A 23,532-nucleotide genomic window follows, 5' to 3' on the forward strand; every position below is an offset into this window, starting at 1 on the left:
CGACAGTCATGATCCGCGCACGACCCGACCCGAGACCCCACTGAGACGAGGACGACATGGATGCGGTGATCGACAATCTCGCGTTCTTCATCGACGGTTTCGGCCGCACCCTCGCGCTCCTCGGTATCGCGGGAATCGGCGCCTTCGCGCTCGGTGCTGTCGTCGCCGCGATGCGCATCTCGCCGGTCGCGTCTCTGCGCATGATCGCCACCGGGTACACCGAGCTCGTGCGCAACACCCCACTGACCCTCGTGCTCTTCGGGTGCGCCAACGTCGTGCCCTACCTCGGGGCACGCATCGACTACTTCACTCTCGCGGCGATCGGGTTGACGGTCTACACCTCGCCCTTCATCGCCGAAGCCATCCGCTCGGGGGTCAACGGCGTGCCGATCGGCCAGGCCGAGGCGGCGAGGAGCATCGGACTCACGTTCGGGCAGAGCCTCACGACCGTCGTTCTTCCTCAGGCGATCCGCATGGTCATCCCGCCCCTCATCAACGTCGTGATCGCCCTCACCAAGAACACCTCCGTCGCCGGAGCCTTCTTCGTCTTCGAGCTTCTCGCGGCCGCCCGACGTGTCATCAACCTCCGCGGTGACGAAACGATCATGATCCTTCTCGCCGCGGCGGTCTTCTACCTCGTCATCACGATCCCCCTCGGCCTCATAGCGGGCCGTATCGAGAACAAGGTGGCGGTGCTGCGATGAGTGCTTCCGTTCTGTACGACGCCCCGGGCCCGAAGGCCCGTCGGCGCTCCCGCATCGTCTCCGTAGTCGCGGCCGTTCTGCTCGTCGCGGGCGTGGCCTGGCTCGTGCTCTCGCTCGGCGCCGAGCGCACGACCGCCGCCGGATCCACTCAGCCCGGGCTGTGGGACGCCTCGCGCTGGGACATCTTCCTCGACCTCGCCGTCTGGCGGGCCATCGGCCGCGGCGTCGTCGCGACCCTCCAGATGGCCGCCGTCGCCGCCGTCTTCGCCCTCGTCATCGGTGTGCTCTTCTCGTTCGGACGCACCGCTCGCGCGTCGTGGATCCGCATCCCGACCGCGGTGCTCCTCGAGTTCTTCCGCGGCATGCCCGTGCTGCTCATGATGCTCTTCGCCCTCCTCGTGTTCTCGACCGGCTCGTTCTGGGCCGGGGTGTCGGCTCTCGCGGTCTACAACGGTGCGCTCATCGGAGAGATCCTGCGCGCGGGCATCCGATCGCTCCCGAAGGGCCAGGGCGAGGCCGGGCTCGCGATCGGTCTCACCCCGATTGCCACGCGATTCCTCATCGAATTTCCGCAGGCGTTCCGTCAGATGCTGCCGATCATCATCGCCCAGTTCGTCGTGCTCCTGAAAGACACGGCTCTCGCCTACATCGTCGGCTACGCGGAGCTGCTCCGCATCGGCATCAACCAGCTGTCGAACTTCTTCGGCAACCGCTACTTCTTCTCGCTCTTCTTCGTCGTCGTCGTGATCTACCTCGTGCTCAACCTCGTGCTGTCGGCCGTGGCGCGGTTCGTCGCGAAGCGCACGGGGAGCAAGTCGACGATCGACCCCGGTATCCCGTCGAGGAGCATCTTCAGCACCTCGCGGCGGAACACCGAGACCGTCGTCGACGATCACGAACCGGGTTCGACGAAAGCGCCCTGACCCGTAAACTCGTCTCTTGTGCCAGACGACCAACTCATCACCGAATCCGCTGTAAGCGCGGCCGTGGACGCCGCGATCGCGGCGATCTCGGTAGCCCCGAACTCGGCCGACCTCAAGGTCGTGCGCGCGGCGCACACCGGTGAGGCGTCTGAGCTCGCTCGGTTCAACGCCGCAATCAAGACGCTGCCCGGCGACCAGAAGGCCGCGGCGGGCAAGCTCGTCGGGGGAGCGCGCGGCCGGGTCGCCGCGGCGATCGCCGCTCGCGAGGCCGAACTCGTCGAAGCCGAAGAGACCGCGAGGCTCGCGGAGGAGTCGGTGGATGTCACGGCCCTCCGCCCGCGCATGACGCCCGGGGCGAGACATCCTCTGTCCCTGCTCATGGAGCAGATCGGCGACATCTTCGTCGGCATGGGGTGGGAGGTCGCCGAAGGCCCCGAACTCGAGAACGAGTGGTTCAACTTCGACTCGATGAACTTCGACGAAGACCACCCCGCGCGCGCGATGCAGGACACCTTCTTCGTCGACCCTGTCGACAGCCACCTCGTGCTGCGCACGCACACGAGCCCCGTGCAGACGAGGTCGATGCTCGACCGTGTGCCGCCGATCTACGTCGTGGCGCCGGGCAAAACATTCCGCACCGACGAGCTCGACGCGACCCACACTCCCGTGTTCCACCAGGTCGAGGGGCTCGCGGTCGATCGCGGTCTCACGATGGCGCACTTGCGCGGCACCCTCGAGCACTTCGCGCGCCTCATGTTCGGCGAGGAGGCGAAGATCCGCTTGCGCCCCAACTACTTCCCCTTCACCGAGCCGAGCGCCGAGATGGATGTCTGGCAACCCCAGGCCAAGGGCGGGCCGCGATGGGTCGAGTGGGGTGGCTGCGGCATGGTCAACCCCAACGTCTTGCGCGCCTCCGGCATCGACCCCGAAGAGTTCCAGGGCTTCGCCTTCGGAATGGGGATCGAGCGCACCCTGCAGTTCCGCAACGAGCTCAACGACATGCGCGACATGGTCGAGGGCGATGTCCGCTTCAGTCAGCAGTTCGGAATGGTGGTCTGATGCGTATCCCGATCAGTTGGCTCGGCGAGTTCGTCGAGATCCCCGAGGGCACGACCCCCGACGACATCCACGCTGCCCTCGTGAAGGTCGGCTTCGAGGAGGAGGGCACGCACGATTTCGCCCTCACCGGCCCCGTCGTCGTCGGTGAAGTGCTCGAGGCGACGCCCGAACCGCAGTCGAACGGCAAGACCATCAACTGGTGCCAGGTCGATGTCGGTCCGTCGGCGGGTTCCGGGCTCACGCGCGACGTGCGCGGCATCGTCTGCGGTGCGCACAACTTCGTCATCGGCGACAAGGTCGTCGTGTCGCTCCCCGGCGCGGTCCTCCCCGGGCCTTTCCCCATCGCCGCGCGCAAGACCTACGGGCACGTGTCAGACGGGATGATCGCGTCGGCGCGCGAGCTCGGTCTCGGCGACGAGCACGACGGCATCCTGCGTCTCACCGAACTCGGGCTCGACCCCGAGCCGGGAACCGATGCGATCGCTCTCCTCGGGCTCGACGACTCGGCCGTCGAGATCAACGTGACACCGGATCGCGGCTACGCGTTCTCGATCCGCGGGGTCGCTCGCGAGTTCAGTCACTCCACCGGAGCGCATTTCACCGATCCCGCGTCCACCCCGCTCGCGGTCACGCCCGCGACCGGATTCCCCGTGACCCTCGCGGATGAGGCGCCCCTCCGAGGCCGCACCGGTGCGTCGGTGTTCGTGACCCGTGTCGTGCGCGGTGTCGATCCGACGCGGCCGACACCGGCGTGGATGGTCGCGAGGCTCGCCCTCGCCGGCATCCGCTCGATCTCCCTCGTCGTCGACATCACGAACTACGTGATGATCGAGCTCGGTCAGCCGACCCACGCGTACGATCTCGACGCACTCTCGGGGGGCATCACCGTGCGCCGCGCGCGCGCGGGCGAAACGCTCACGACACTCGACGACCAGTCGCGCACTCTGAGCCCCGAAGACCTGCTCATCACCGACGAGTCGGGGGCGATCGGTCTCGCGGGCGTCATGGGCGGTGCGAGCACCGAGATCGGCGACACGACGCGCGACGTGCTCGTCGAAGCGGCGAATTTCGACCCCATCTCGATCGCGCGCACCGCGCGCCGTCACAAACTACCGAGCGAGGCGTCGCGGCGATTCGAGCGCGGTGTCGATCCGGCGGTCGCCGTTCCCGCGGCCGCACGCGTCGTCGACCTGCTCGAGAGCCTCGCGGGCGGAACCGCCGACACGCTCGGTTCGGTTCACTTCGAGCACGCCGTCCCCGCACCCGTCGACCTCCCCGCCGGCTTCGTCTCCGGCCTCATCGGCGTCGACTACACGGATGACGAGATCGTCTCGTCCCTCACGGAGATCGGTGCGGTCGTGGAGACCGGTGACGGCGACTCCGGTTCCCCGTCTCTCACCGTGACACCTCCGTCGTGGCGCCCCGACCTCACGGGTAAAGCGGATCTCGCCGAGGAGGTCGCGCGCATCGTCGGGTACGACCGCATCCCCGCCGTGCTCCCGACCGCGCCTCCCGGGCGGGGGCTCACGCGAGACCAGCGCTTGCGCCGGGCCGTCGCGCACGAGCTCGCCGCGGGCGGTGCGACCGAGGTTCTCGCGTACCCGTTCGTGTCCCGATCGCGCATCGACACGTTCACGAACCCCGTCGTGGGCGAGGTCGCCGCGCTCAGACTCGCGAACCCTCTCGACGGGGAGTCCCCCTGGCTGCGCACGTCACTGCTTCCCGGTCTCATCGAGGTCGCGAGACGCAACCTCTCCCGAGGGCTCGTCGACCTCACCCTCTTCGAGATCGGAACGGTCGTCCGGCCCGCCGCGGGCGTGGCCTACGGCAGCTCGACGCTGCCCCCGGCCGCCGCTCGCCCCGCCGACGACGTGCTCGACTCCCTCAACGGTTCCATCCCGCCTCAGCCTCGGCACGTCGCGGGGCTCGCGCTCGGCTCGGTCGTCGCGAAGAGCCCCGGTCGCCCGGCGGTCGCGGCGGGTGTCGGCGATGCCATCACCGCGGTCGCGCACCTCGAAGCGGCCCTCGGGATGTCGATCACGACGCGCCAGGGACAGCACCAGGCCATGCACCCCGGTCGCACCGCCGAACTCGTCGTCGGCGAGACGACTGTCGGGTTCGCGGGGGAGTTGCTCCCGGCCCTCGCGCTCTCGCTCGATCTGCCGCGCACGGTCGCGGTCTGGGAGCTCGACCTCGACGCACTCATCCGCCTGGCTCCGCTCGAGGTCGCGCCGGAACCCATCGCGACCCTCCCGGCCGCGACCCAGGACCTCTCGCTCGTCGTCGATCGCGAGGTGCCCGCGGGCGATGTGCTCGCGGCGATCATCGAGGGTGGCGGCGAGCTGCTCGAGCGGGCGACCCTCGTCGACGACTACCGCGGTGCCGGTCTCGACGAGCGAGCCAAGTCGCTCACGTTCGCGTTGCGTTTCCGCGCGCGCGACCGCACCCTCACGGCGAGCGAGGCGAGCGAAGCGAAACTCGCGGGTGCCGCGCTCGCGCGCGACCGCTTCGGGGCCACGGTGCGCGAGTGACGCGCTCACCCGATTCGCCCGCGACGCGCGGCGAGGAGTACGCTCTCCCCGTGACCGACATCCGCACCTCCGCCTCGCGCGCCCTCTCGGCGCGCCGCGTGGTGCGACGTCGTGTCGTGGGCGAGCGATTCTGGGCGCCGCTTCCGTCGTGAGCTGACCGCTCGCCGTGGAGTGTCGCCGGACCAGTCCCTTGTCCCTCCTCTCCTAAGGTTGAGCTATGTCCTTTGTCGTCGCGGTCGCCGGAGCGAGCGGCTACGCCGGTGGTGAGCTGCTGAGATTGCTCGCAGCGCACCCCGAATTCGAAGTCCGCACCGTCACCGGCCACTCGAGTGCCGGCCAGCGACTCGGTGAGGTGCAGCCTCACGTGCGCTCCCTCGCGCACCTCGAACTCGTCGAAACCACGCCCGAGGCCCTGCGCGGGCACGACGTCGTCTTCGTCGCCGTTCCCCACGGAAAGTCGGGCGCGGTCACGGCCGACCTCGACCCCGACACCCTCGTGATCGATTGCGGCGCCGATCACCGGCTCACGGATGCCGACGACTGGGCGCAGTTCTACGGCGGCGAGTTCTTCGGCGCGTGGGCATACGGGCTACCCGAACTCGTGCTCGAGCACGGCGGTTCGCAGCGGGAGAAGCTCGTCGGTGCCCGGCGCATCGCGGTGCCGGGGTGCAACGTCACGGCCATCACACTCGGTCTCGCTCCGGGCATCCGCGCGGGCGTCATCGCGCCCGACGACATCGTGGCGGTTCTCGCGGTCGGCACGTCGGGTGCGGGCAAGAGCCTCCGGCAGGACCTCTTGTTCAGCGAGCAGAGCGGGTCGGCGAGCGCGTACGCCGTGGGCGGCTCCCACCGGCACAACCCCGAGATCCGCCAGAACCTGACCGCGGCGGGCGGCGAGTCGGTGAGCGTCTCGTTCACGCCCATGCTCGTTCCGATGTCGCGGGGCATCCTCGCGACATCCACCGCCAAGTTCGCGCCGGGGATCCCGGCGTCGGATGTGCGCTCGGCGTGGGAGATCGCCTACGCCAACGAGCCGTTCGTGCACGTGCTCCCCGACGGGCGCTTCCCTCGGTCGGGCGACACGACGGGAGCCAACACCGCGCTCATCGGGCTCGCGATCGATGAAGCCGCCCACCGCGTCGTCACCGTCACGGCGATCGACAACCTCGTCAAGGGCACCGCGGGTGCCGCCATCCAATCGGCCAACATCGCCCTCGGTCTGCCCGAGACGCTCGGCCTCTCGACAGACGGAGTCGCCCCGTGAGCGTCACCCATCCCGCCGGTTTCACGGCTGCCGCGACCACGGCCGGTCTCAAGTCGAGCGGCGGGCTCGACCTCGCGATCGTGCACAACCTGGGGCCGGATCAGAGCGCCGCGGCGGTGTTCACGAGCAACCGCGCGAAGGCCAATCCGATCATCTGGTCGCAGCAAGCGGTGAGCGACGGCATCGTCTCGGCGATCGTGCTCAACTCCGGAGGGGCCAATTGCTACACGGGCTCCGCGGGATTCCAGGTGACCCACGCCACGGCCGAAGCCGTCGCCGAGCGGCTCGGGGTGTCAGCGACCGACGTGCTCGTGTGCTCCACGGGGCTCATCGGCCAGCAGTTGCCTCTCGAGCCGATCGTGGCCGCGATCCGCGGAGCCGAACTCTCGGCCGAGTCGGGTGCCGACGCCGCGCGCGCCATCATGACGACAGACAGCAGACCCAAGACCGCGATCGTCGAGCGCGACGGTTGGTCGATCGGCGGAATGGCCAAGGGTGCGGGGATGCTCGCGCCCGGCCTCGCGACGATGCTCGTCGTGCTCACGACGGATGCCGTCGTCGACTCGGTCACGCTCGACTCGGCTCTGCGGTCGTCGACGCGCGTCACGTTCGACCGCCTCGACTCCGACGGCTGCATGTCGACGAACGACCAGGTGACGCTCCTCGCGAGTGGGGCGTCCGGTGTCGCGCCGACCGCCGACGAGTTCACGGCCGCCGTCACCGAGTTGTGTCTCGACCTCGCTCTCCAGCTGCAGGGTGACGCCGAGGGGTCGAGCCACGACATCACGATCGAGACGATCGGGGCCGCGAGCGTCGAGGACGCCGTCGAGGTCGGGCGGTCGATCGCCCGCAACAACCTCTTCAAGGCGGCGGTGTTCGGCAACGATCCCAACTGGGGGCGTGTGCTCGCGGCCGTGGGCACGACGGCCGCGGAGTTCGATCCCTATGCGATCGACGTCGCGATCAACGGGGTCTTCGTGTGCCGCTCGGGCGAGCCCGGCGAGTCGCGAGACCTCGTCGACCTCGCGCCCCGCGCCGTGCACGTGCTCGTCGACCTCAAGTCGGGGGAGCACACCGCGACCGTGTGGACGAACGACCTGACCCACGACTACGTCCACGAGAACAGCGCGTACTCGAGCTGATGGCTATCGACATGGAGGAGCAAGAGCTCGCCGCCGTCAAGGCGGCGACGCTCATCGAGTCGCTGCCGTGGCTCAAGCGGTATTCCGGCAAGGTCGTCGTGGTCAAGTTCGGCGGAAACGCGATGGTCGACGACGACCTCAAGCGAGCGTTCGCCGAAGACATGGTCTTCTTGCGCTACGCGGGCCTCCACCCTGTGGTCGTGCACGGCGGCGGGCCGCAGATCTCGGCCGCGCTCAGTGCTCAGGGCATCGAGAGCGAGTTCCGGGGCGGCTATCGCGTCACGAGCACCGAAGCGATCACGGTCGTGCGCAAGGTTCTCGCCGAGGAGGTCAACCGCGAGATCGTCGATCTCATCAACGAGCACGCGGATGCCGGACATCCCACGCTCGGTGTCGGCGTCTTCGGTGACGGCCTCTCGCTCTTCTCGGGTCAGCGCAAGGGTGTCGTCGTCGACGGCGAGACCTTCGATCTCGGGCACGTCGGTGACATCACGAGCGTCGACCCCTCGAGTGTGCTCCGCGTCATCGAGCAGGGGCTCATCCCCGTGGTCTCGTCGATCGCCTCGAACGATGCCGATCCGACCGCCGCGCTCAACGTCAACGCCGATGCAGCCGCGGGGGCACTCGCGATCGCTCTCGCCGCGTCGAAGCTCGTGGTCCTCACCGATGTCGCGGGTCTGTACCGCGACTGGCCCGACCGCGAGTCTCTCGTCGACCTCATCACCGTCGATGAACTCACCGACCTGCTCCCGAGCCTCGAGTCGGGAATGATCCCCAAGATGACGGCGTGTCTCGACGCGGTCACGGGCGGGGTCGGCGGTGCGACGATCATCGACGGCCGCATCCCTCACGCCATCCTCCTCGAGGTCTTCACCCATCGCGGTGCCGGCACCGAGGTCATCCCCAACGCACGGAGGCTCCAGTCGTGACTACGACACCCGAAACCATCGTTTCCGGCGCTGCCCCGGCAGCCACCGAGGTCGACGGCGAGCAGTGGCGACCCCGATTCGGCGCGGCCCTCATGGGGTCGCTCTCGACGCCCGCGATCATGCTCGAGCGTGGTGAGGGGTGTTACGTCTGGGATGTCGACGGCACGAGGTACCTCGATTTCCTCGCCGGTATCGCGGTCAACGCGCTCGGGCACGCCCATCCCGTGCTCGTCGAGGCGGTGAGTCGACAGATCGCGACGCTCGCCCACGTGTCGAACTACTTCGCGACACCACCGCAGCTCGACCTCGCCGAGCGCTTGCGTCGCCTCACCGGTGCGGGAGACCGCGGCCGGGTGTACTTCGGCAACTCGGGTGCCGAGGCGATCGAGGCCGCGGTCAAGCTCGCGCGGCTCAATCGGGGTGACGGTTCGCGTCGGCGCATCATCACGCTCCAGAACTCGTTCCACGGGCGCACGATGGGCTCGCTCTCGCTCACGGGCAAGCCCGCGCTCCGTGAGGACTTCGAACCTCTGCTGCCGCACGTCGATCACATCGACACGACGATCGAGGCCCTCGAGGCGACGATCGACGACACGGTGGCCGCTCTCGTTCTCGAACCGATCAAGGGCGAAGCGGGAGTCATCGACCTCCCCGAGGGCTACCTCGTGCGCGCTCGCGAGTTGACCGAACAGCACGGCGCGCTCCTCATCCTCGACGAGATCCAGACCGGTGTCGGCCGCACGGGGGAGTGGTTCGCATTTCAGCACGACGGCGTCGTTCCCGACGCGATCGCGCTCGCGAAGGGGATCGCGGGAGGCGTGCCGATCGGTGCGCTCGTGACGTTCGGGTGGGCTTCGGAGCTGTTTCAGAAGGGACAGCACGGCAGCACGTTCGGAGGCAACCCTCTCGCGACCGCGGCGGGCAACGCGGTGCTCGGTGAGATCGAGCGGGCGGGACTGGTCGAGAACGCCCGGCGCCGCGGCGAGCAGTTGCGCACCGCGATCCTCGCGCTCGGGTCGCCGCTCGTCACGGAGGTTCGCGGGCGCGGACTCCTCCTCGGCATCGGTCTCGCAGAGCCCGTCGCGAACGCGCTGTCTGCAGCGGCGCTGGATCGCGGACTCATCATCAACGCCCCCAACGACTCGAGCATCCGTCTCGCGCCGCCGCTCATCATCGGTGACGCCGAGGTCGACCTGTTCGTCGAACTCTTCGCCGCGGCTCTGGAGGCCGTCTCATGACCCGACACTTTCTTCGCGACGACGACCTCACGATGGCGGAGCAGACCGAGATCCTCGACCTCGCTCTCGAGCTCAAGAAGGACCGTTTCGCGGTTAAACCGCTCGCCGGGCCGCAGACCGTTGCGGTGATCTTCGACAAGTCGTCGACCCGCACTCGCGTGTCGTTCGCCGTCGGAATCGCGGATCTCGGCGGCGTGCCGCTCATCATCAGCACAGCCAACAGCCAGCTCGGTGGCAAAGAGACCGCGACGGACACCGCTCGCGTGCTCGAGAGGCAGGTCGCGGCGATCGTGTGGCGCACCTTCGCGCAGTCCGGGCTCGAGGAGATGGCCGAGTCGACGACCGTCCCCGTGGTCAACGGGCTCTCCGACGATTTCCACCCGTGTCAGTTGCTCGCCGACCTGCTCACCATCCGCGAACACCGGGGCGCCCTCGCCGGGTCGACGGTGACCTTTCTCGGAGACGGGGCGTGCAACATGGCGCAGTCGTACCTCCTCGCGGGAGCGACCGCGGGAATGCACGTGCGCATCGCGTCGCCGCCCGAGTTCTCACCTACGCCCGCGGTCGTCGAGGCAGCCGAGGCCGCGGCAGCGAAGACCGGGGGCTCGGTCGAACTGTTCACCGATCCCGAGGCCGCGGTCGCGGGAGCGGATGTCGTCGTGACCGACACCTGGGTCTCCATGGGCAAAGAACAGGAGAAGACCGAGAGGCTCACGAGCCTCGGGGCCTACCGGGTCGACGCCGAGCTCATGGCGAAAGCCGCGAGTGACGCGCTGTTCTTGCACTGCCTCCCCGCCGATCGCGGCTACGAGGTGACCGCGGACGTCATCGACGGACCGCAGAGCGTCGTGTGGGATGAGGCGGAGAACCGTCTGCACGCGCAGAAAGCCCTGCTCGTGTGGTTGCTCGAGCGCACCGGCACCCGGGGGGCCGCTCGTGTCGGCTGACCACGGGTCGTCGGAGGCGCCGGCGGCCGAGCCGTCGAGCGCCGGAACGAACGAGGGCGCGCTGTGGGGAGCTCGATTCGCGAGCGGTCCGTCGCCCGAGCTCGCAGCGCTCAGCAAGTCCACCCACTTCGACTGGCAGCTCGCGCCATACGATCTCGCCGGGTCGCGCGCGCACGCACGGGCACTCGCCGCGGCCGGATACCTCACCGAGGTCGAGCTCGCGTCGATGACGGCGGCGCTCGAGACCCTCGCGCACCGCGTCGCCGACGGATCCTTGCAGCCTGCGGACAGCGATGAAGACGTGCACGGTGCCCTCGAACGCGCCCTCATCGAGGTCGCCGGCCCCGCGCTCGGCGGAAAACTGCGAGCGGGGCGCAGCCGCAACGATCAGGTCGCGACGCTCGTGCGGCTCTACCTCCTCGATCACGCGCACGCGATCGCCCGACTCGTCATCCAGCTCGTCGACGCGATCGCGTCGCAAGCCGAGCGTCACCTCGGTGCGCCGATGCCCGGTCGCACCCACTTGCAGCACGCCCAGCCCGTGCTGCTTTCCCACCATCTGCTCGCGCACGCGTGGCCTCTCGTGCGCGACCTCGAGCGACTTCGAGACTGGCGGGTGCGCGCATCCGTGTCGCCATACGGGGCCGGCGCTCTCGCCGGGAGCTCGCTCGGTCTCGACCCCGGCCTCGTGGCGAGCGACCTCGGACTGTCCGGTCCCGCCGAGAACTCGATCGACGCGACCGCGAGTCGCGATGTCGTCGCCGAGTTCGCGTTCATCGCCTCGCTCCTGGGCATCAACCTCTCGAGACTCGCCGAGGAGATCATCCTCTGGAACACTCGCGAGTTCGGGTTCGTGACTCTCGACGACGGCTACTCGACGGGTTCGTCGATCATGCCGCAGAAGAAGAACCCCGACATCGCCGAGCTCGCCCGCGGCAAATCCGGCCGGCTCATCGGCAACCTCGCGGGGCTCCTCGCGACTCTCAAGGGGCTGCCTCTCGCATACAACCGCGACCTGCAGGAGGACAAAGAGCCGGTCTTCGACTCGGTCGTGACCCTCGAGACCGTGCTGCCGGCGTTCACGGGGATGATCGCGACCGTGCGATTCGACACGGAGCGGATGGCCCAGCTCGCCCCCGAGGGGTTCAGCCTCGCGACCGACGTGGCCGATTGGCTCGTGCGCCGCGGCGTTCCCTTCCGCGACGCGCACGAAACGAGCGGGGCCCTTGTCGCGTTCTGCGAGTCCCGCGGCATCGACCTGCACGAGCCGACGGATGCCGAGCTCGTGGCGATCTCGCCGACCCTCGAACCCGGTGTGCGCGACGTGCTCTCGGTATCGGGGTCTATCGAGAGTCGATCGGGTGTCGGTGGAACGGCTCGGGTCCGGGTCGAAGAGCAGCTCGCCTCGTTGACGACGCGCGTGCGGGCCCTCTCGAGCGAGCTCTCGCCCGAGACGGTGAGGCCGGTCTCGTGACTCTGCGCAAAGACAGCGAGAGGCCGCGCAGGCAACCGCCCAAATCGAAGTGGGTCATGCCCGTGATCGTCGGTTCGGCCGTCGTGGTGCTCGTGTTCGTCGGGGTCGTGCTGTGGCAATCCGGGCAATCGCTTTTCTGAGCCGGTGACGTGAGCGTGTTCGATCACTCTCTCCTCGAACAGGGAGCTCTCGCCGCCGCGCCGGCTCTCCTCGGGGTCACCATCCGCCACGGCGATGTCGCTGTCCGGCTCACCGAGGTCGAGGCGTACCTCGGAGAGGGCGACCCCGGATCCCACTCGTTCCGGGGGAGAACTCCACGAACCGCGGTCATGTTCGACCGCCCAGGTCGCCTCTACACGTATTTCAGCTACGGGATGCACACGTGCGCGAACATCGTGTGCTCACCCGTCGGGATCGCGTCGGCGGTGCTCATTCGTGCTGGCGAAGTCGTCGACGGCATCGATGTCGCTCGGTCTCGCCGCGCGACATCGAAGGGCGACGACGATCTCGCGCGGGGACCGGCCCGCTTGGCCGCGGCGCTCGGAATCACTCTCGAGCACGGGGGAGCGGATCTCGAGACGGGTCCGGTCACCCTCGACTTCGCATCGCGCCCGGCGGCAGGCACCGACATCCGATCGGGCCCGCGAACGGGCGTGGCGATGCCCGGCGGCTCCGACGTCTACCCCTGGCGGTTCTGGTTCGACGGGGATCCGACCGTGTCGCCGTATCGGCGCCACGTTCCCCGGCGGCGCGAGCGCGCCCCGGTCACACCCCGGTGACGAGCGAGACCGCGACGGCGCACACCGACGCCCAGGTGAGGCTCGCGAGAGTGCCGATGATGAAACGCTCTCGGGCGTGCTCGTTGTCGAGCTCGGAGAATCGGCCGAGGCCCTTGACCGCGACGATGATCGCGATCGCGGCGGGCTGACCCACGAGAACGGCTCCGATGAGCGCGAAGCGTTCGAGATAGCCGATCGTGATGCCGCCTCGAAGGATCTCCCGTTCGGGCAGCGGAGCGGAGGCGTCGCGAACGAGGATCCCTCCGTGCGCCCCCGGCCGCACCGCCCCTTTCGTCGCCGTCGCGAGCAGGAGGGTCACGGCGGGAGCTCCCCCGATGACGCCGATCCCGGTGAGCGCCGTGGCCATGAGAATCGCGATCGTGGGTTCGACGACGGGCGTGACGCCGACGGCCGAGGCGATGAGCACACCGATGATCGGGATCGCGCTCGCGGCGACGAGTCGGCGGCGGTCGGGACGTCCGGCGACGATAGCCGCCGCGACCGAGGCGAAGGTCAGGGCGATAGCGACGATCCACACCGTGATCTCGATCGTGGTCACGCCTCACTCCCCTTCTGCGCGAGGCGTTCGACTGCCTCGTCGAGGAGGCTAGCAATGGCCACCGTCGCTGCGGCGTCCGCCTTCACATTGGCTGCTCGGGCACGCTGACTCACGGATTGCGGACTGATGCCGAGTCTCACGGCCACGTCGGTCTGGCTCACCCCGTTTCGCACGAGGTCGGCGACCTCCCAGCCCGCGGCGGATCGGCGGTGGCGGAGGATGAGGAGCATGTCGAGGAGTGCCTCGATGCGCTCGGCCACCTCGTGCGGGGGATCGCTCGCCACGGCGCAGTGGGTCGGACTCCGTTTGGACCGGTCGACGGCATCGCGCGCGGCGATGAACGCGGCCCCGGTGGCTTCACGCACACTCGGCGGAACGGGGGAGCGGATGTCGCCGAGCCCGAGTCCGACGCTCCACCTGCCCGTGCGCACGAGTTCGAGTGCGATCGCGAGAGCGGCGGAGCCGTCCGCGACGACCGTCTGGATCTCGTCGCCCGCCGTTCGTTCGGGAGTCAGCTCGATGGCGGTCCCGCCCACGCGCTCGATGATCTCGAGTGCGGCGGGCACAGCGTCGGACGATGAGCGACTGTCGCGTTGGTCTGCAGTGATGACGATCATGGTGCCTCCACAATCAATGCTACAGGCCTGATTGGCGACAATCAATGCTCAAAGCCTGATCAGCCCCGATCAGGTCTGAGGGCATGAGTGCGGGTCGCTGGTAGCCTGAGCCGGTGTCAGAAAAGCGGTTTCTCGAGTCCCAATCCAACGATCCGAGCTTCGATTCCGTGTGGGACGAACTCGTCTGGCGCGGACTCGTCCAGGTGTCGACCGATGCTGTCGCGCTCCGGACCGTCCTCGCCGGGCCGCCGATCACCTACTACTGCGGATTCGACCCGACCGCGCCGAGCCTTCATCTCGGAAATCTCGTGCAACTCCTCACGATGCGTCGACTCCAACTCGCCGGGCACCGACCTCTCGGGCTCGTGGGTGGGTCGACCGGCCTCATCGGAGACCCTCGACCGACCGCGGAACGCACGCTCAACACTCGAGACACCGTGGGGGAGTGGGTCGAGAGGCTGCGCGCGCAGGTGTCGCGGTTCCTGAGTGCCGAGGGCGCCAACGCCGTCCACCTCGTGAACAACCTCGACTGGACGGGCGGGCTGAGTGCCATCGACTTCCTGCGCGAGGTCGGCAAGCACTTCAGGGTCGGCACGATGATCAAGAAAGACGCCGTGAGCGCTCGGTTGAACTCCGCCGAGGGCATCAGCTACACCGAGTTCAGCTACCAGGTGCTGCAGGGCATGGACTTCTTGCAGCTGTACCGCGATTACGGATGCGTGCTCCAGACGGGTGGCTCGGATCAGTGGGGCAATCTCACCGGCGGAACCGACCTCGTCCACAAGGCCGAGGGGGCGAGAGTGCACGCGTTCGGAACGCCGCTCATCACGAACTCCGACGGCACCAAGTTCGGCAAGTCGGAGGGGAACGCGGTGTGGCTCGACCCCGCGATGACGAGTGCCTACGCGTTCTACCAGTTCTGGCTCAACACGGATGACGCGGATGTCATCCCCCGATTGAAGGTCTTCACGTTCTTGGGTCGCGCGGAGATCGAGCGCCTCGAGCTCGCGGTCGAGACCGAGCCGTTCCGGAGAGAAGCGCAGCGGGTACTCGCTCGAAGTGTGACCGATCTCGTGCACGGGGATAACGCGGCAGACGCGGCGATTGCCGCATCGAGTGCACTGTTCGGGGGTGGCGACCTTTCCGCGATAGCCGGATCGGATCTCGACGCCGCGATAGCGGAGCTGCCGTCGGTGTCGGCCGACTCGACGACATCGGTGATCGACGCGCTCGTCGCGACCGGTCTCGTCTCGAGTCTCGGCGAAGCGCGCCGAGCTGTCGCGCAGGGCGGGGTGTACGTCGATAACGTCGCCGTCGCCGATGCCGGCGCTCGTTTCGCGGACCTCGTCGACGGAGGGAGGCCCGCCGTTCTGCGGCGAGGCAAGAAGACTCTCGCGGGAGTGCGCTTCGATTCGCGCGCCGGTTCGTGAGCCCGTCGAGGTCTCTCGAGCTGAAAACCCCGGAAACACGGGCGACACGCCCGGGATGCAATCAGGATTTGCCGCGCCTCAGATAGCCCCGTAATGTCTTCTCTTGTCGCCCCAAAGGTGCGGGAAGCGGAAGAGCTTCTCGGCCTCAAGAGGGACCAAATCCAACAGACACACTGTCATTGACTAGTGTCACCTCGTCGAAGCTCCTCTTGTAGGAACGCCGGTACGAGATTAGGATGTAAGCCCCGTCTCCAGGTAGTTCAAATGGAACGGTTTCTGGCGCAATAGCGAGAAACCAGCCGATTTGACAAGCTGTAGCGAGATGGTAAGTTAGAGAAGTTGCCCAGCAGCAAGGCCTAGCGGCCAAGCACTGGAGCGTCCGATCCTTGAGAACTCAACAGCGTGCACAATGTCAAATGCCAAAAACCTCGGGCGTAGGACCTACATCTAGTAGGCACCGCGCAAGAGATTCCTTTGGAAAACATTTAAACAACAAAGCAAGTCAGTAATGATTTGTTCTGTCAGTTTCAAACTTGCATCTCGTCCGCCTATTCCGGTGGCGAGGTGCACTAGATGTGCCGTCGACTCCGGTCGATGTGCAATCAAACATTTACGGAGAGTTTGATCCTGGCTCAGGACGAACGCTGGCGGCGTGCTTAACACATGCAAGTCGAACGATGAAGCCGGAGCTTGCTCTGGTGGATTAGTGGCGAACGGGTGAGTAACACGTGAGTAACCTGCCCTTGACTCTGGGATAAGCGTTGGAAACGACGTCTAATACCGGATACGAGCTTCAGTCGCATGGCTAGGAGCTGGAAAGAATTTTGGTCAAGGATGGACTCGCGGCCTATCAGGTAGTTGGTGAGGTAACGGCTCACCAAGCCGACGACGGGTAGCCGGCCTGAGAGGGTGACCGGCCACACTGGGACTGAGACACGGCCCAGACTCCTACGGGAGGCAGCAGTGGGGAATATTGCACAATGGGCGAAAGCCTGATGCAGCAACGCCGCGTGAGGGACGACGGCCTTCGGGTTGTAAACCTCTTTTAGTAGGGAAGAAGCGAAAGTGACGGTACCTGCAGAAAAAGCACCGGCTAACTACGTGCCAGCAGCCGCGGTAATACGTAGGGTGCAAGCGTTGTCCGGAATTATTGGGCGTAAAGAGCTCGTAGGCGGTTTGTCGCGTCTGCTGTGAAATCCGGAGGCTCAACCTCCGGCCTGCAGTGGGTACGGGCAGACTAGAGTGCGGTAGGGGAGATTGGAATTCCTGGTGTAGCGGTGGAATGCGCAGATATCAGGAGGAACACCAATGGCGAAGGCAGATCTCTGGGCCGTAACTGACGCTGAGGAGCGAAAGCATGGGGAGCGAACAGGATTAGATACCCTGGTAGTCCATGCCGTAAACGTTGGGAACTAGGCGTAGGGTCCATTCCACGGATTCTGTGCCGCAGCTAACGCATTAAGTTCCCCGCCTGGGGAGTACGGCCGCAAGGCTAAAACTCAAAGGAATTGACGGGGGCCCGCACAAGCGGCGGAGCATGCGGATTAATTCGATGCAACGCGAAGAACCTTACCAAGGCTTGACATATACCGGAAACCTGCAGAAATGTAGGCCCCGCAAGGTCGGTATACAGGTGGTGCATGGTTGTCGTCAGCTCGTGTCGTGAGATGTTGGGTTAAGTCCCGCAACGAGCGCAACCCTCGTTCTATGTTGCCAGCACGTAATGGTGGGAACTCATAGGAGACTGCCGGGGTCAACTCGGAGGAAGGTGGGGATGACGTCAAATCATCATGCCCCTTATGTCTTGGGCTTCACGCATGCTACAATGGCCGGTACAAAGGGCTGCAATACCGCAAGGTGGAGCGAATCCCAAAAAGCCGGTCTCAGTTCGGATTGAGGTCTGCAACTCGACCTCATGAAGTCGGAGTCGCTAGTAATCGCAGATCAGCAACGCTGCGGTGAATACGTTCCCGGGCCTTGTACACACCGCCCGTCAAGTCATGAAAGTCGGTAACACCCGAAGCCGGTGGCCCAACCTTTTGGAGGGAGCCGTCGAAGGTGGGATCGGTAATTAGGACTAAGTCGTAACAAGGTAGCCGTACCGGAAGGTGCGGCTGGATCACCTCCTTTCTAAGGAGCACTCGAAGATGCCTCTGTATACAGGGCTAGATACTTCGTAGCCATTTCGGAGACACATGTTCTCCGGTGGCGCTCATGGGTGGAACATTGACATTGTGACCAGGCAAGGAGCTTGCCTCTCAGTACTTCCTTCGGGAATGGAACGGAATCAAGCACTGAGTCTGGTCTTCTGCACGCTGTTGGGTCCTGAGGGACCGGGCCTCGTCTGCTCTTCGGAGCCGGCGGGAAACGAACCTCTGGATCCTGTTGTGGCTGACTCAGTCAGTCACGGAGGATACCGCCCGTATTTTGAGAACTACACAGTGGACGCGAGCATCTTAGAGACTGCTCGGCATCGAAACCAGGCTTGCCTGGAGACGGTTTCGAGTTGATCTCTTCATATAGATCTAGCAAAGAGTTGCTTAGGCAACTCAGCGCTGATCTTTGTGTAATTTTGTCATCAAGTTTCTAAGTGCAAACGGTGGATGCCTTGGCATCTGGAGCCGAAGAAGGACGTATAAATCTGCGATAAGCCTCGGGGAGCTGATAATAGAGCCTCGATCCGAGGATTTCCGAATGGGGAAACCCCGCTGGGCGCAGCAATGTGACCTAGTGACTCCCGCCTGAATATATAGGGCGGGTAGAGGGAACGTGGGGAAGTGAAACATCTCAGTACCCACAGGAAGAGAAAGCAAAAGCGATTCCGTAAGTAGTGGCGAGCGAAACCGGAAGAGGCCAAACCGATCATGTGTGATAGCCGGCAGGCGTTGCATGGTCGGGGTTGCGGGACTTCTTAGCAGTTACTGCCGTACTGCAACAGTTACAGCGCGATATAGACGAATGGTCTTGAAAGTCCAATCACAGAGGGTGCCAATCCCGTAGTCGAAATGTCGTAATGGCTGAAGAAGTATCCCAAGTATCACGGGGCCCGAGAAATCCCGTGTGAATCTGTCAGGACCACCTGATAAGCCTAAATACTCCCAGATGACCGATAGCGGACAAGTACCGTGAGGGAAAGGTGAAAAGTACCCCGGGAGGGGAGTGAAATAGTACCTGAAACCGTTTGCATACAAACCGTTGGAGCCTCCTTAGTAGGGGTGACAGCGTGCCTTTTGAAGAATGAGCCTGCGAGTTAGTGATATGTGGCGAGGTTAACCCGTGTGGGGTAGCCGTAGCGAAAGCGAGTCTGAATAGGGCGATTCAGTCGCATGTCCTAGACCCGAAGCGAAGTGATCTATCCATGGCCAGGTTGAAGCGACGGTAAGACGTCGTGGAGGACCGAACCCACTTCAGTTGAAAATGGAGGGGATGAGCTGTGGATAGGGGTGAAAGGCCAATCAAACTTCGTGATAGCTGGTTCTCTCCGAAATGCATTTAGGTGCAGCGTTGCGTGTTTCTTACCGGAGGTAGAGCTACTGGATAGCTGATGGGCCCCAAAAGGTTACTGACGTTAGCCAAACTCCGAATGCCGGTAAGTGAGAGCGCAGCAGTGAGACGGTGGGGGATAAGCTTCATCGTCGAGAGGGAAACAACCCAGACTACCAACTAAGGTCCCCAAGCGTGTGCTAAGTGGGAAAGGATGTGGAGTTGCAGAGACAACCAGGAGGTTGGCTTAGAAGCAGCCACCCTTGAAAGAGTGCGTAATAGCTCACTGGTCAAGTGATTCCGCGCCGACAATGTAACGGGGCTCAAGCACACCACCGAAGTTGTAGATTTCGTGTATTAGCTAGGCATCCTCTGGATGTCCAGGCGCACGGAGTGGTAGGAGAGCGTCGTGTGGCGAGCGAAGCGGCGGTGTAAACCAGCCGTGGACGCCACACGAGTGAGAATGCAGGCATGAGTAGCGAATGACGGGTGAGAAACCCGTCCTCCGAAAGAACAAGGGTTCCAGGGCCAGGTTAATCCGCCCTGGGTAAGTCGGGACCTAAGGCGAGGCCGACAGGCGTAGTCGATGGACAACGGGTCGATATTCCCGTACTGACGAAGAACCGCCCAAGCTAATCCAGTAATGCTAAGTGTCTGAATCCCATTGACGGATCCCTTCGGGGTGAAGCGTTGGGCCTAGCACACGATCCTACGCTGGTGCGGTTAGCGTATTAACAGGTGTGACGCAGGAAGGTAGCTGAGCCGGGCGATGGTTGTCCCGGTCTAAGGATGTAGGGCGAACGATAGGCAAATCCGTCGTTCACATAGCCTGAGACCCGATGGGTAGTCCTCACGGACGAAATCAGTGATCCTATGCTGCCAAGAAAAGCATCGACGCGAGGTTCAAGTCACCCGTACCCCAAACCGACTCAGGTGTTCAGGTAGAGAATACCAAGGAGATCGAGAGAATCGTGGTTAAGGAACTCGGCAAAATGCCCCCGTAACTTCGGGAGAAGGGGGGCCGGAGGCGTGTAGGGATTTACTCCTGAAGCGCTGTATGGCCGCAGAGACCAGTGGGAAGCGACTGTTTACTAAAAACACAGGTCCGTGCCAAGTCGCAAGACGATGTATACGGACTGACGCCTGCCCGGTGCTGGAAGGTTAAGAGGAACGGTTAGCCGCAAGGCGAAGCTGAGAATTTAAGCCCCAGTAAACGGCGGTGGTAACTATAACCATCCTAAGGTAGCGAAATTCCTTGTCGGGTAAGTTCCGACCTGCACGAATGGCGTAACGACTTCCCAGCTGTCTCAACCGCGAACTCGGCGAAATTGCACTACGAGTAAAGATGCTCGTTACGCGCAGAAGGACGGAAAGACCCCGTGACCTTTACTACAGCTTGGTATTGGTGTTCGGAGTGGCTTGTGTAGGATAGGTGGGAGACTTTGAAGCTGGCACGCTAGTGCTGGTGGAGTCATCGTTGAAATACCACTCTGGTCACTTTGGATATCTAACTACGAACCGTAATCCGGTTCTGGGACAGTGCCTGGTGGGTAGTTTAACTGGGGCGGTTGCCTCCCAAAAAGTAACGGAGGCGCCCAAAGGTTCCCTCAATCTGGTTGGTAATCAGATGTCGAGTGTAAGTGCACAAGGGAGCTTGACTGTGAGAGTGACAACTCAAGCAGGGACGAAAGTCGGGACTAGTGATCCGGCAGTGGCTTGTGGAAGCGCTGTCGCTCAACGGATAAAAGGTACCTCGGGGATAACAGGCTGATCTTGCCCAAGAGTCCATATCGACGGCATGGTTTGGCACCTCGATGTCGGCTCGTCGCATCCTGGGGCTGGAGTAGGTCCCAAGGGTTGGGCTGTTCGCCCATTAAAGCGGTACGCGAGCTGGGTTTAGAACGTCGTGAGACAGTTCGGTCCCTATCCTCTGCGCGCGCAGGAAATTTGAGAAGATCTATCCCTAGTACGAGAGGACCGGGATGGACGAACCTCTGGTGTGTCAGTTGTTCCGCCAGGAGCACCGCTGATTAGCTACGTTCGGAATGGATAACCGCTGAAAGCATCTAAGCGGGAAGCCAGCTTCAAGATGAGATTTCCATGACTTCGGTCGAGAGGCTCCCAGCTAGACTACTGGGTTGATAGGCGGGATGTGGAAGCGAGGACTAAAGACTCGTGGAGCTGACCCGTACTAATAAGCCGATAACTTGATAACACCAAAAATTCTGGTGCTTGCGTCCACTATGTGGTTCCTGATCTACGGTCGGGAATCAGCACAAACAGCAATTGTTTGTCTATTCACTTTTGTAAATCAATAGTGTTTCGGCGGCCATAGCGAGAGGGAAACGCCCGGTCACATTCCGAACCCGGAAGCTAAGACTCTCTGCGCCGATGGTACTGCAAGGGGGACCTTGTGGGAGAGTAGGACACCGCCGGACTTCTTTGTGAAATGGCCACCCTTCGGGGTGGCCATTTTGCGTTAACAGACGATGTAGGAGAACCATGAGCGACTCGTCAGATCGCCCGCGAAGTTCGAGTGAGCGCCCCACCGGTGGGCGACCGTCGCGCGGCCGACCCGCCAACGGTGGGTCGGATCGAGGACGCGTCGATCGCGCCAAGGGAAACCCCTTCACGCGAGGGGCCGCAACGGAGCGGGGCGGGCGTGAACGCGAACTCGAGGACCGCGATCCCTACGGCATCAAGTCGGTGCGGGGGCGCCACGACGACCCCGTCATACCGGATGACGTCAAAGCCGGCGATCTCGACCGGGTGGCCCGCGCGCAGCTCAAGACGCTGAGCAAGGAGAACGCCGAGGAAGTCGCGAGACATCTCGCCATGGCGGCACGGTTGATCGCCGATGATCCCGAGCTCGCCCACCAGCACGCGACATCCGCTGCTCGCCGAGCCGGTCGTATCGCCGTCGTGCGGGAGACCCTCGCGATCACCGCCTACGCGACCGGGGACTTCGCGCTCGCGCTCCGGGAATTGCGGACGTATCGCCGCATCTCGGGCCGCAACGACCAGTTGCCTCTCATGGTCGACAGTGAGCGTGGCCTCGAGCGTCCGGACAAGGCGCTCGAGCTCGGGCGCTCGGTCGATCGCGCGAGCCTCCCGGTGGAGGTGCAGGTCGAGCTCTCGATCGCGATGTCGGGCGCTCGTCTCGACCAGAGCAAACCCGATCTCGCCCTCATCGAACTCGAGATCCCGCAGCTCGACGCCAACCGCGCCTTCAGCTGGAGTCCCGCGCTCTTCGCGGCCTATGCCACGGTGCTCGAAGACCTGGGACGACAGGACGAAGCCGACTCGTGGTGGGCGAGCGCCGACCGCGCCGCGGATGCCCTCGAGGGCGGCGCCGGCTTGGACGAGGACGAGACTATCGAGATCGTCGAGGAAGACGTGCCTCTCTCCGAGGTCTCCGAGTCCACCGCGTCGGATGACGAGGCGACACGGTGATCGTCCCGGGCTCGCCCCTCGCCGGGGTCGATATCGTGCTCGCCGACCTCGACGGTGTCATCTACAAGGGTGACAACGCCATCGATCATGCGGTCGAGAGCATGAACGCTGCGGCCTCCGACCTACCCATCGGGTACATCACGAACAACGCGTCGCGCACCGCGGCGTCTGTCGCCGAGCACTTGTCGAGGCTGGGGCTCAGCGTCGGTGAGACCGACGTCGTTACCTCACCTCAAGCGGCGGTGCGCCTGCTCGCGGACACGATCGGCGCGGGGTCGACGGTGCTCGTCGTCGGGGGAGAGGGACTCGTCGTCGAGGTCGAGCGTGCCGGGTTCGTCGTGACCCGCAGCGCGGACGACAGTCCGGCCGCGGTCATCCAGGGGTTCCACCCGACCGTCGGTTGGCCGGAACTCGCGGAGGCGTCGTTCGCGCTCCACGCTGGAATCCCGTGGATCGCGACGAACACCGATTGGACCATCCCGGTCGCCCGGGGGATCGCTCCGGGCAACGGAACCCTCGTGTCGGCGGTGCACTCCGCCGTCGGTCGCTTGCCCGTCGTCGCGGGCAAGCCCGAGGTGCCGATCTTCACGGAGGCGATGCGCCGGTTCGAGGTGAGCACGGCGCTCTTCCTCGGCGACAGACTCGACACCGACATCCTGGGGGCCAATCGCGCGGGCCTGACCTCGGCTCTCGTGCTCACGGGCATCGACCGCGCGAAGCAAGTGCTCGCCGCTGATGCGAAGAGCAGGCCCACCTATCTGCTCGACGACCTGAGGCAATTGCACGAGCCGTACCCCGTCGCTCGCGACGAGACGGACAGCACGGGGCACCGTCGCGTGCACGTGGGTGATGCCGTCGTGAGCATGGTCGGGTCGACCGTTCGCATCGACGCCTACGGGCGCAAACCGATCGATCTCTTGCGTGCCGGAGCTACGGCGATCTGGGGATCCGGTCTCGCGATCTACGGTCTCGACGTTCCCGAAGCGCTCTATGTCTGACG

General features: G+C 64.8%; 18 protein-coding genes and 3 rRNA genes. 19 read left to right on the top strand and 2 right to left on the bottom strand.

From position 1 onward, the window contains the following. The first annotated feature begins 56 nt into the window (after positions 1 to 56). From ACLHG5_RS02450 to ACLHG5_RS02510, 13 genes are all read left to right on the top strand, one after another. Positions 57 to 704, top strand: coding sequence for an amino acid ABC transporter permease (locus ACLHG5_RS02450; protein ID WP_411315774.1), 648 nt, complete (start codon positions 57 to 59; stop codon positions 702 to 704). Then, positions 701 to 1,627: an amino acid ABC transporter permease gene (locus tag ACLHG5_RS02455; RefSeq protein ID WP_411315773.1), complete on the top strand. Its 927-nt coding sequence runs from the start codon at positions 701 to 703 to the stop codon at positions 1,625 to 1,627. The genes ACLHG5_RS02450 and ACLHG5_RS02455 overlap by 4 nt, the downstream gene beginning before the upstream one ends. 18 nt (positions 1,628 to 1,645) lie before the next feature. Next, positions 1,646 to 2,686, top strand: coding sequence for a phenylalanine--tRNA ligase subunit alpha (pheS, locus tag ACLHG5_RS02460; RefSeq protein ID WP_411315772.1), 1,041 nt, complete (start codon positions 1,646 to 1,648; stop codon positions 2,684 to 2,686). Then, on the top strand, positions 2,686 to 5,217 hold the full coding sequence (gene pheT, locus ACLHG5_RS02465; protein WP_411317757.1) for a phenylalanine--tRNA ligase subunit beta: 2,532 nt from the start codon (positions 2,686 to 2,688) through the stop codon (positions 5,215 to 5,217). The genes pheS and pheT overlap by 1 nt, the downstream gene beginning before the upstream one ends. Next, positions 5,214 to 5,369 (top strand): hypothetical protein, encoded by a 156-nt coding sequence (locus ACLHG5_RS02470; RefSeq protein WP_411315770.1) that lies wholly within the window; start codon positions 5,214 to 5,216, stop codon positions 5,367 to 5,369. The genes pheT and ACLHG5_RS02470 overlap by 4 nt, the downstream gene beginning before the upstream one ends. 65 nt (positions 5,370 to 5,434) lie before the next feature. Next, positions 5,435 to 6,481 carry an N-acetyl-gamma-glutamyl-phosphate reductase gene (argC, locus tag ACLHG5_RS02475; protein ID WP_411317758.1) on the top strand — a complete coding sequence of 349 codons (1,047 nt, stop codon included), beginning with the start codon at positions 5,435 to 5,437 and terminating at the stop codon, positions 6,479 to 6,481. Then, complete coding sequence (gene argJ / locus ACLHG5_RS02480) at positions 6,478 to 7,623, top strand: bifunctional glutamate N-acetyltransferase/amino-acid acetyltransferase ArgJ (protein ID WP_411315768.1); 1,146 nt, start codon at positions 6,478 to 6,480, stop codon at positions 7,621 to 7,623. The genes argC and argJ overlap by 4 nt, the downstream gene beginning before the upstream one ends. Beyond that, positions 7,623 to 8,552, top strand: coding sequence for an acetylglutamate kinase (gene argB, locus ACLHG5_RS02485; protein ID WP_411315767.1), 930 nt, complete (start codon positions 7,623 to 7,625; stop codon positions 8,550 to 8,552). Before argJ ends, argB begins: the two co-directional genes overlap by 1 nt. Continuing rightward, positions 8,549 to 9,790, top strand: a complete 1,242-nt coding sequence (locus ACLHG5_RS02490; RefSeq protein ID WP_411315766.1) for an acetylornithine transaminase — start codon at positions 8,549 to 8,551, stop codon at positions 9,788 to 9,790. Before argB ends, ACLHG5_RS02490 begins: the two co-directional genes overlap by 4 nt. Beyond that, entirely contained in the window at positions 9,787 to 10,737 is a 951-nt protein-coding gene (argF, locus tag ACLHG5_RS02495; RefSeq protein ID WP_411315765.1) for an ornithine carbamoyltransferase, read from the top strand. The genes ACLHG5_RS02490 and argF overlap by 4 nt, the downstream gene beginning before the upstream one ends. Beyond that, positions 10,727 to 12,211, top strand: a complete 1,485-nt coding sequence (gene argH, locus ACLHG5_RS02500) for an argininosuccinate lyase (protein ID WP_411315764.1) — start codon at positions 10,727 to 10,729, stop codon at positions 12,209 to 12,211. The genes argF and argH overlap by 11 nt, the downstream gene beginning before the upstream one ends. Next, positions 12,208 to 12,351, top strand: a complete 144-nt coding sequence (locus tag ACLHG5_RS02505) for a hypothetical protein (protein ID WP_411315763.1) — start codon at positions 12,208 to 12,210, stop codon at positions 12,349 to 12,351. The genes argH and ACLHG5_RS02505 overlap by 4 nt, the downstream gene beginning before the upstream one ends. Positions 12,352 to 12,366: 15 nt before the next feature. Further along, a complete protein-coding gene (locus ACLHG5_RS02510; protein ID WP_411318399.1) occupies positions 12,367 to 12,990 on the top strand; it encodes a DNA-3-methyladenine glycosylase in 624 nt (207 codons plus the stop codon). Here ACLHG5_RS02510 and ACLHG5_RS02515 read toward each other — a convergent pair. Then, positions 12,977 to 13,549 carry a hypothetical protein gene (locus ACLHG5_RS02515; RefSeq protein ID WP_411315762.1) on the bottom strand — a complete coding sequence of 191 codons (573 nt, stop codon included), beginning with the start codon at positions 13,547 to 13,549 and terminating at the stop codon, positions 12,977 to 12,979. The genes ACLHG5_RS02510 and ACLHG5_RS02515 overlap by 14 nt on opposite strands. Continuing rightward, entirely contained in the window at positions 13,546 to 14,166 is a 621-nt protein-coding gene (locus tag ACLHG5_RS02520) for a DNA-binding protein (protein WP_411317759.1), read from the bottom strand. The genes ACLHG5_RS02515 and ACLHG5_RS02520 overlap by 4 nt, the downstream gene beginning before the upstream one ends. Before the next feature lie 113 nt (positions 14,167 to 14,279). Here ACLHG5_RS02520 and tyrS point away from each other — a divergent pair, with 113 nt between their 5' ends. From tyrS to ACLHG5_RS02550, 6 genes are all read left to right on the top strand, one after another. Further along, the gene (tyrS, locus tag ACLHG5_RS02525; RefSeq protein WP_411317760.1) at positions 14,280 to 15,596 is read left to right on the top strand and encodes a tyrosine--tRNA ligase; all 1,317 of its coding nucleotides are present in this window, start codon (positions 14,280 to 14,282) and stop codon (positions 15,594 to 15,596) included. A gap of 609 nt (positions 15,597 to 16,205) precedes the next feature. After that, a 16S ribosomal RNA gene (locus tag ACLHG5_RS02530) occupies positions 16,206 to 17,726 on the top strand. Positions 17,727 to 18,172: 446 nt separating this feature from the next. After that, positions 18,173 to 21,294, top strand: a 23S ribosomal RNA gene (locus tag ACLHG5_RS02535). 106 nt (positions 21,295 to 21,400) lie between these two features. Continuing rightward, positions 21,401 to 21,517, top strand: a 5S ribosomal RNA gene (gene rrf / locus ACLHG5_RS02540). Together the 16S, 23S and 5S rRNA genes form the textbook arrangement of a ribosomal RNA operon. Before the next feature lie 64 nt (positions 21,518 to 21,581). Continuing rightward, complete coding sequence (locus tag ACLHG5_RS02545; RefSeq protein WP_411317761.1) at positions 21,582 to 22,532, top strand: hypothetical protein; 951 nt, start codon at positions 21,582 to 21,584, stop codon at positions 22,530 to 22,532. Further along, positions 22,532 to 23,530, top strand: coding sequence for an HAD-IIA family hydrolase (locus ACLHG5_RS02550; protein ID WP_411318400.1), 999 nt, complete (start codon positions 22,532 to 22,534; stop codon positions 23,528 to 23,530). Before ACLHG5_RS02545 ends, ACLHG5_RS02550 begins: the two co-directional genes overlap by 1 nt. Positions 23,531 to 23,532 lie beyond the last annotated feature (2 nt).

This window comes from Marisediminicola sp. LYQ85 (genome assembly GCF_046600695.1).
Classification (GTDB): Bacteria; Actinomycetota; Actinomycetes; order Actinomycetales; family Microbacteriaceae; genus Marisediminicola.

Excerpts from the sequence above, each read along its gene's own strand:
- ACLHG5_RS02450 (WP_411315774.1), top strand. The coding sequence starts at position 57 with ATGGATGCGGTGATCGACAATCTCGCGTTCTTCATCGACGGTTTCGGC.
- ACLHG5_RS02455 (WP_411315773.1), top strand. The coding sequence starts at position 701 with ATGAGTGCTTCCGTTCTGTACGACGCCCCGGGCCCGAAGGCCCGTCGG.
- pheT (WP_411317757.1), top strand. The coding sequence starts at position 2,686 with ATGCGTATCCCGATCAGTTGGCTCGGCGAGTTCGTCGAGATCCCCGAG.
- argC (WP_411317758.1), top strand. The coding sequence starts at position 5,435 with ATGTCCTTTGTCGTCGCGGTCGCCGGAGCGAGCGGCTACGCCGGTGGT.
- argB (WP_411315767.1), top strand. The coding sequence starts at position 7,623 with ATGGCTATCGACATGGAGGAGCAAGAGCTCGCCGCCGTCAAGGCGGCG.
- argF (WP_411315765.1), top strand. The coding sequence starts at position 9,787 with ATGACCCGACACTTTCTTCGCGACGACGACCTCACGATGGCGGAGCAG.
- ACLHG5_RS02520 (WP_411317759.1), bottom strand. The coding sequence starts at position 14,166 with ATGATCGTCATCACTGCAGACCAACGCGACAGTCGCTCATCGTCCGAC.
- ACLHG5_RS02545 (WP_411317761.1), top strand. The coding sequence starts at position 21,582 with ATGAGCGACTCGTCAGATCGCCCGCGAAGTTCGAGTGAGCGCCCCACC.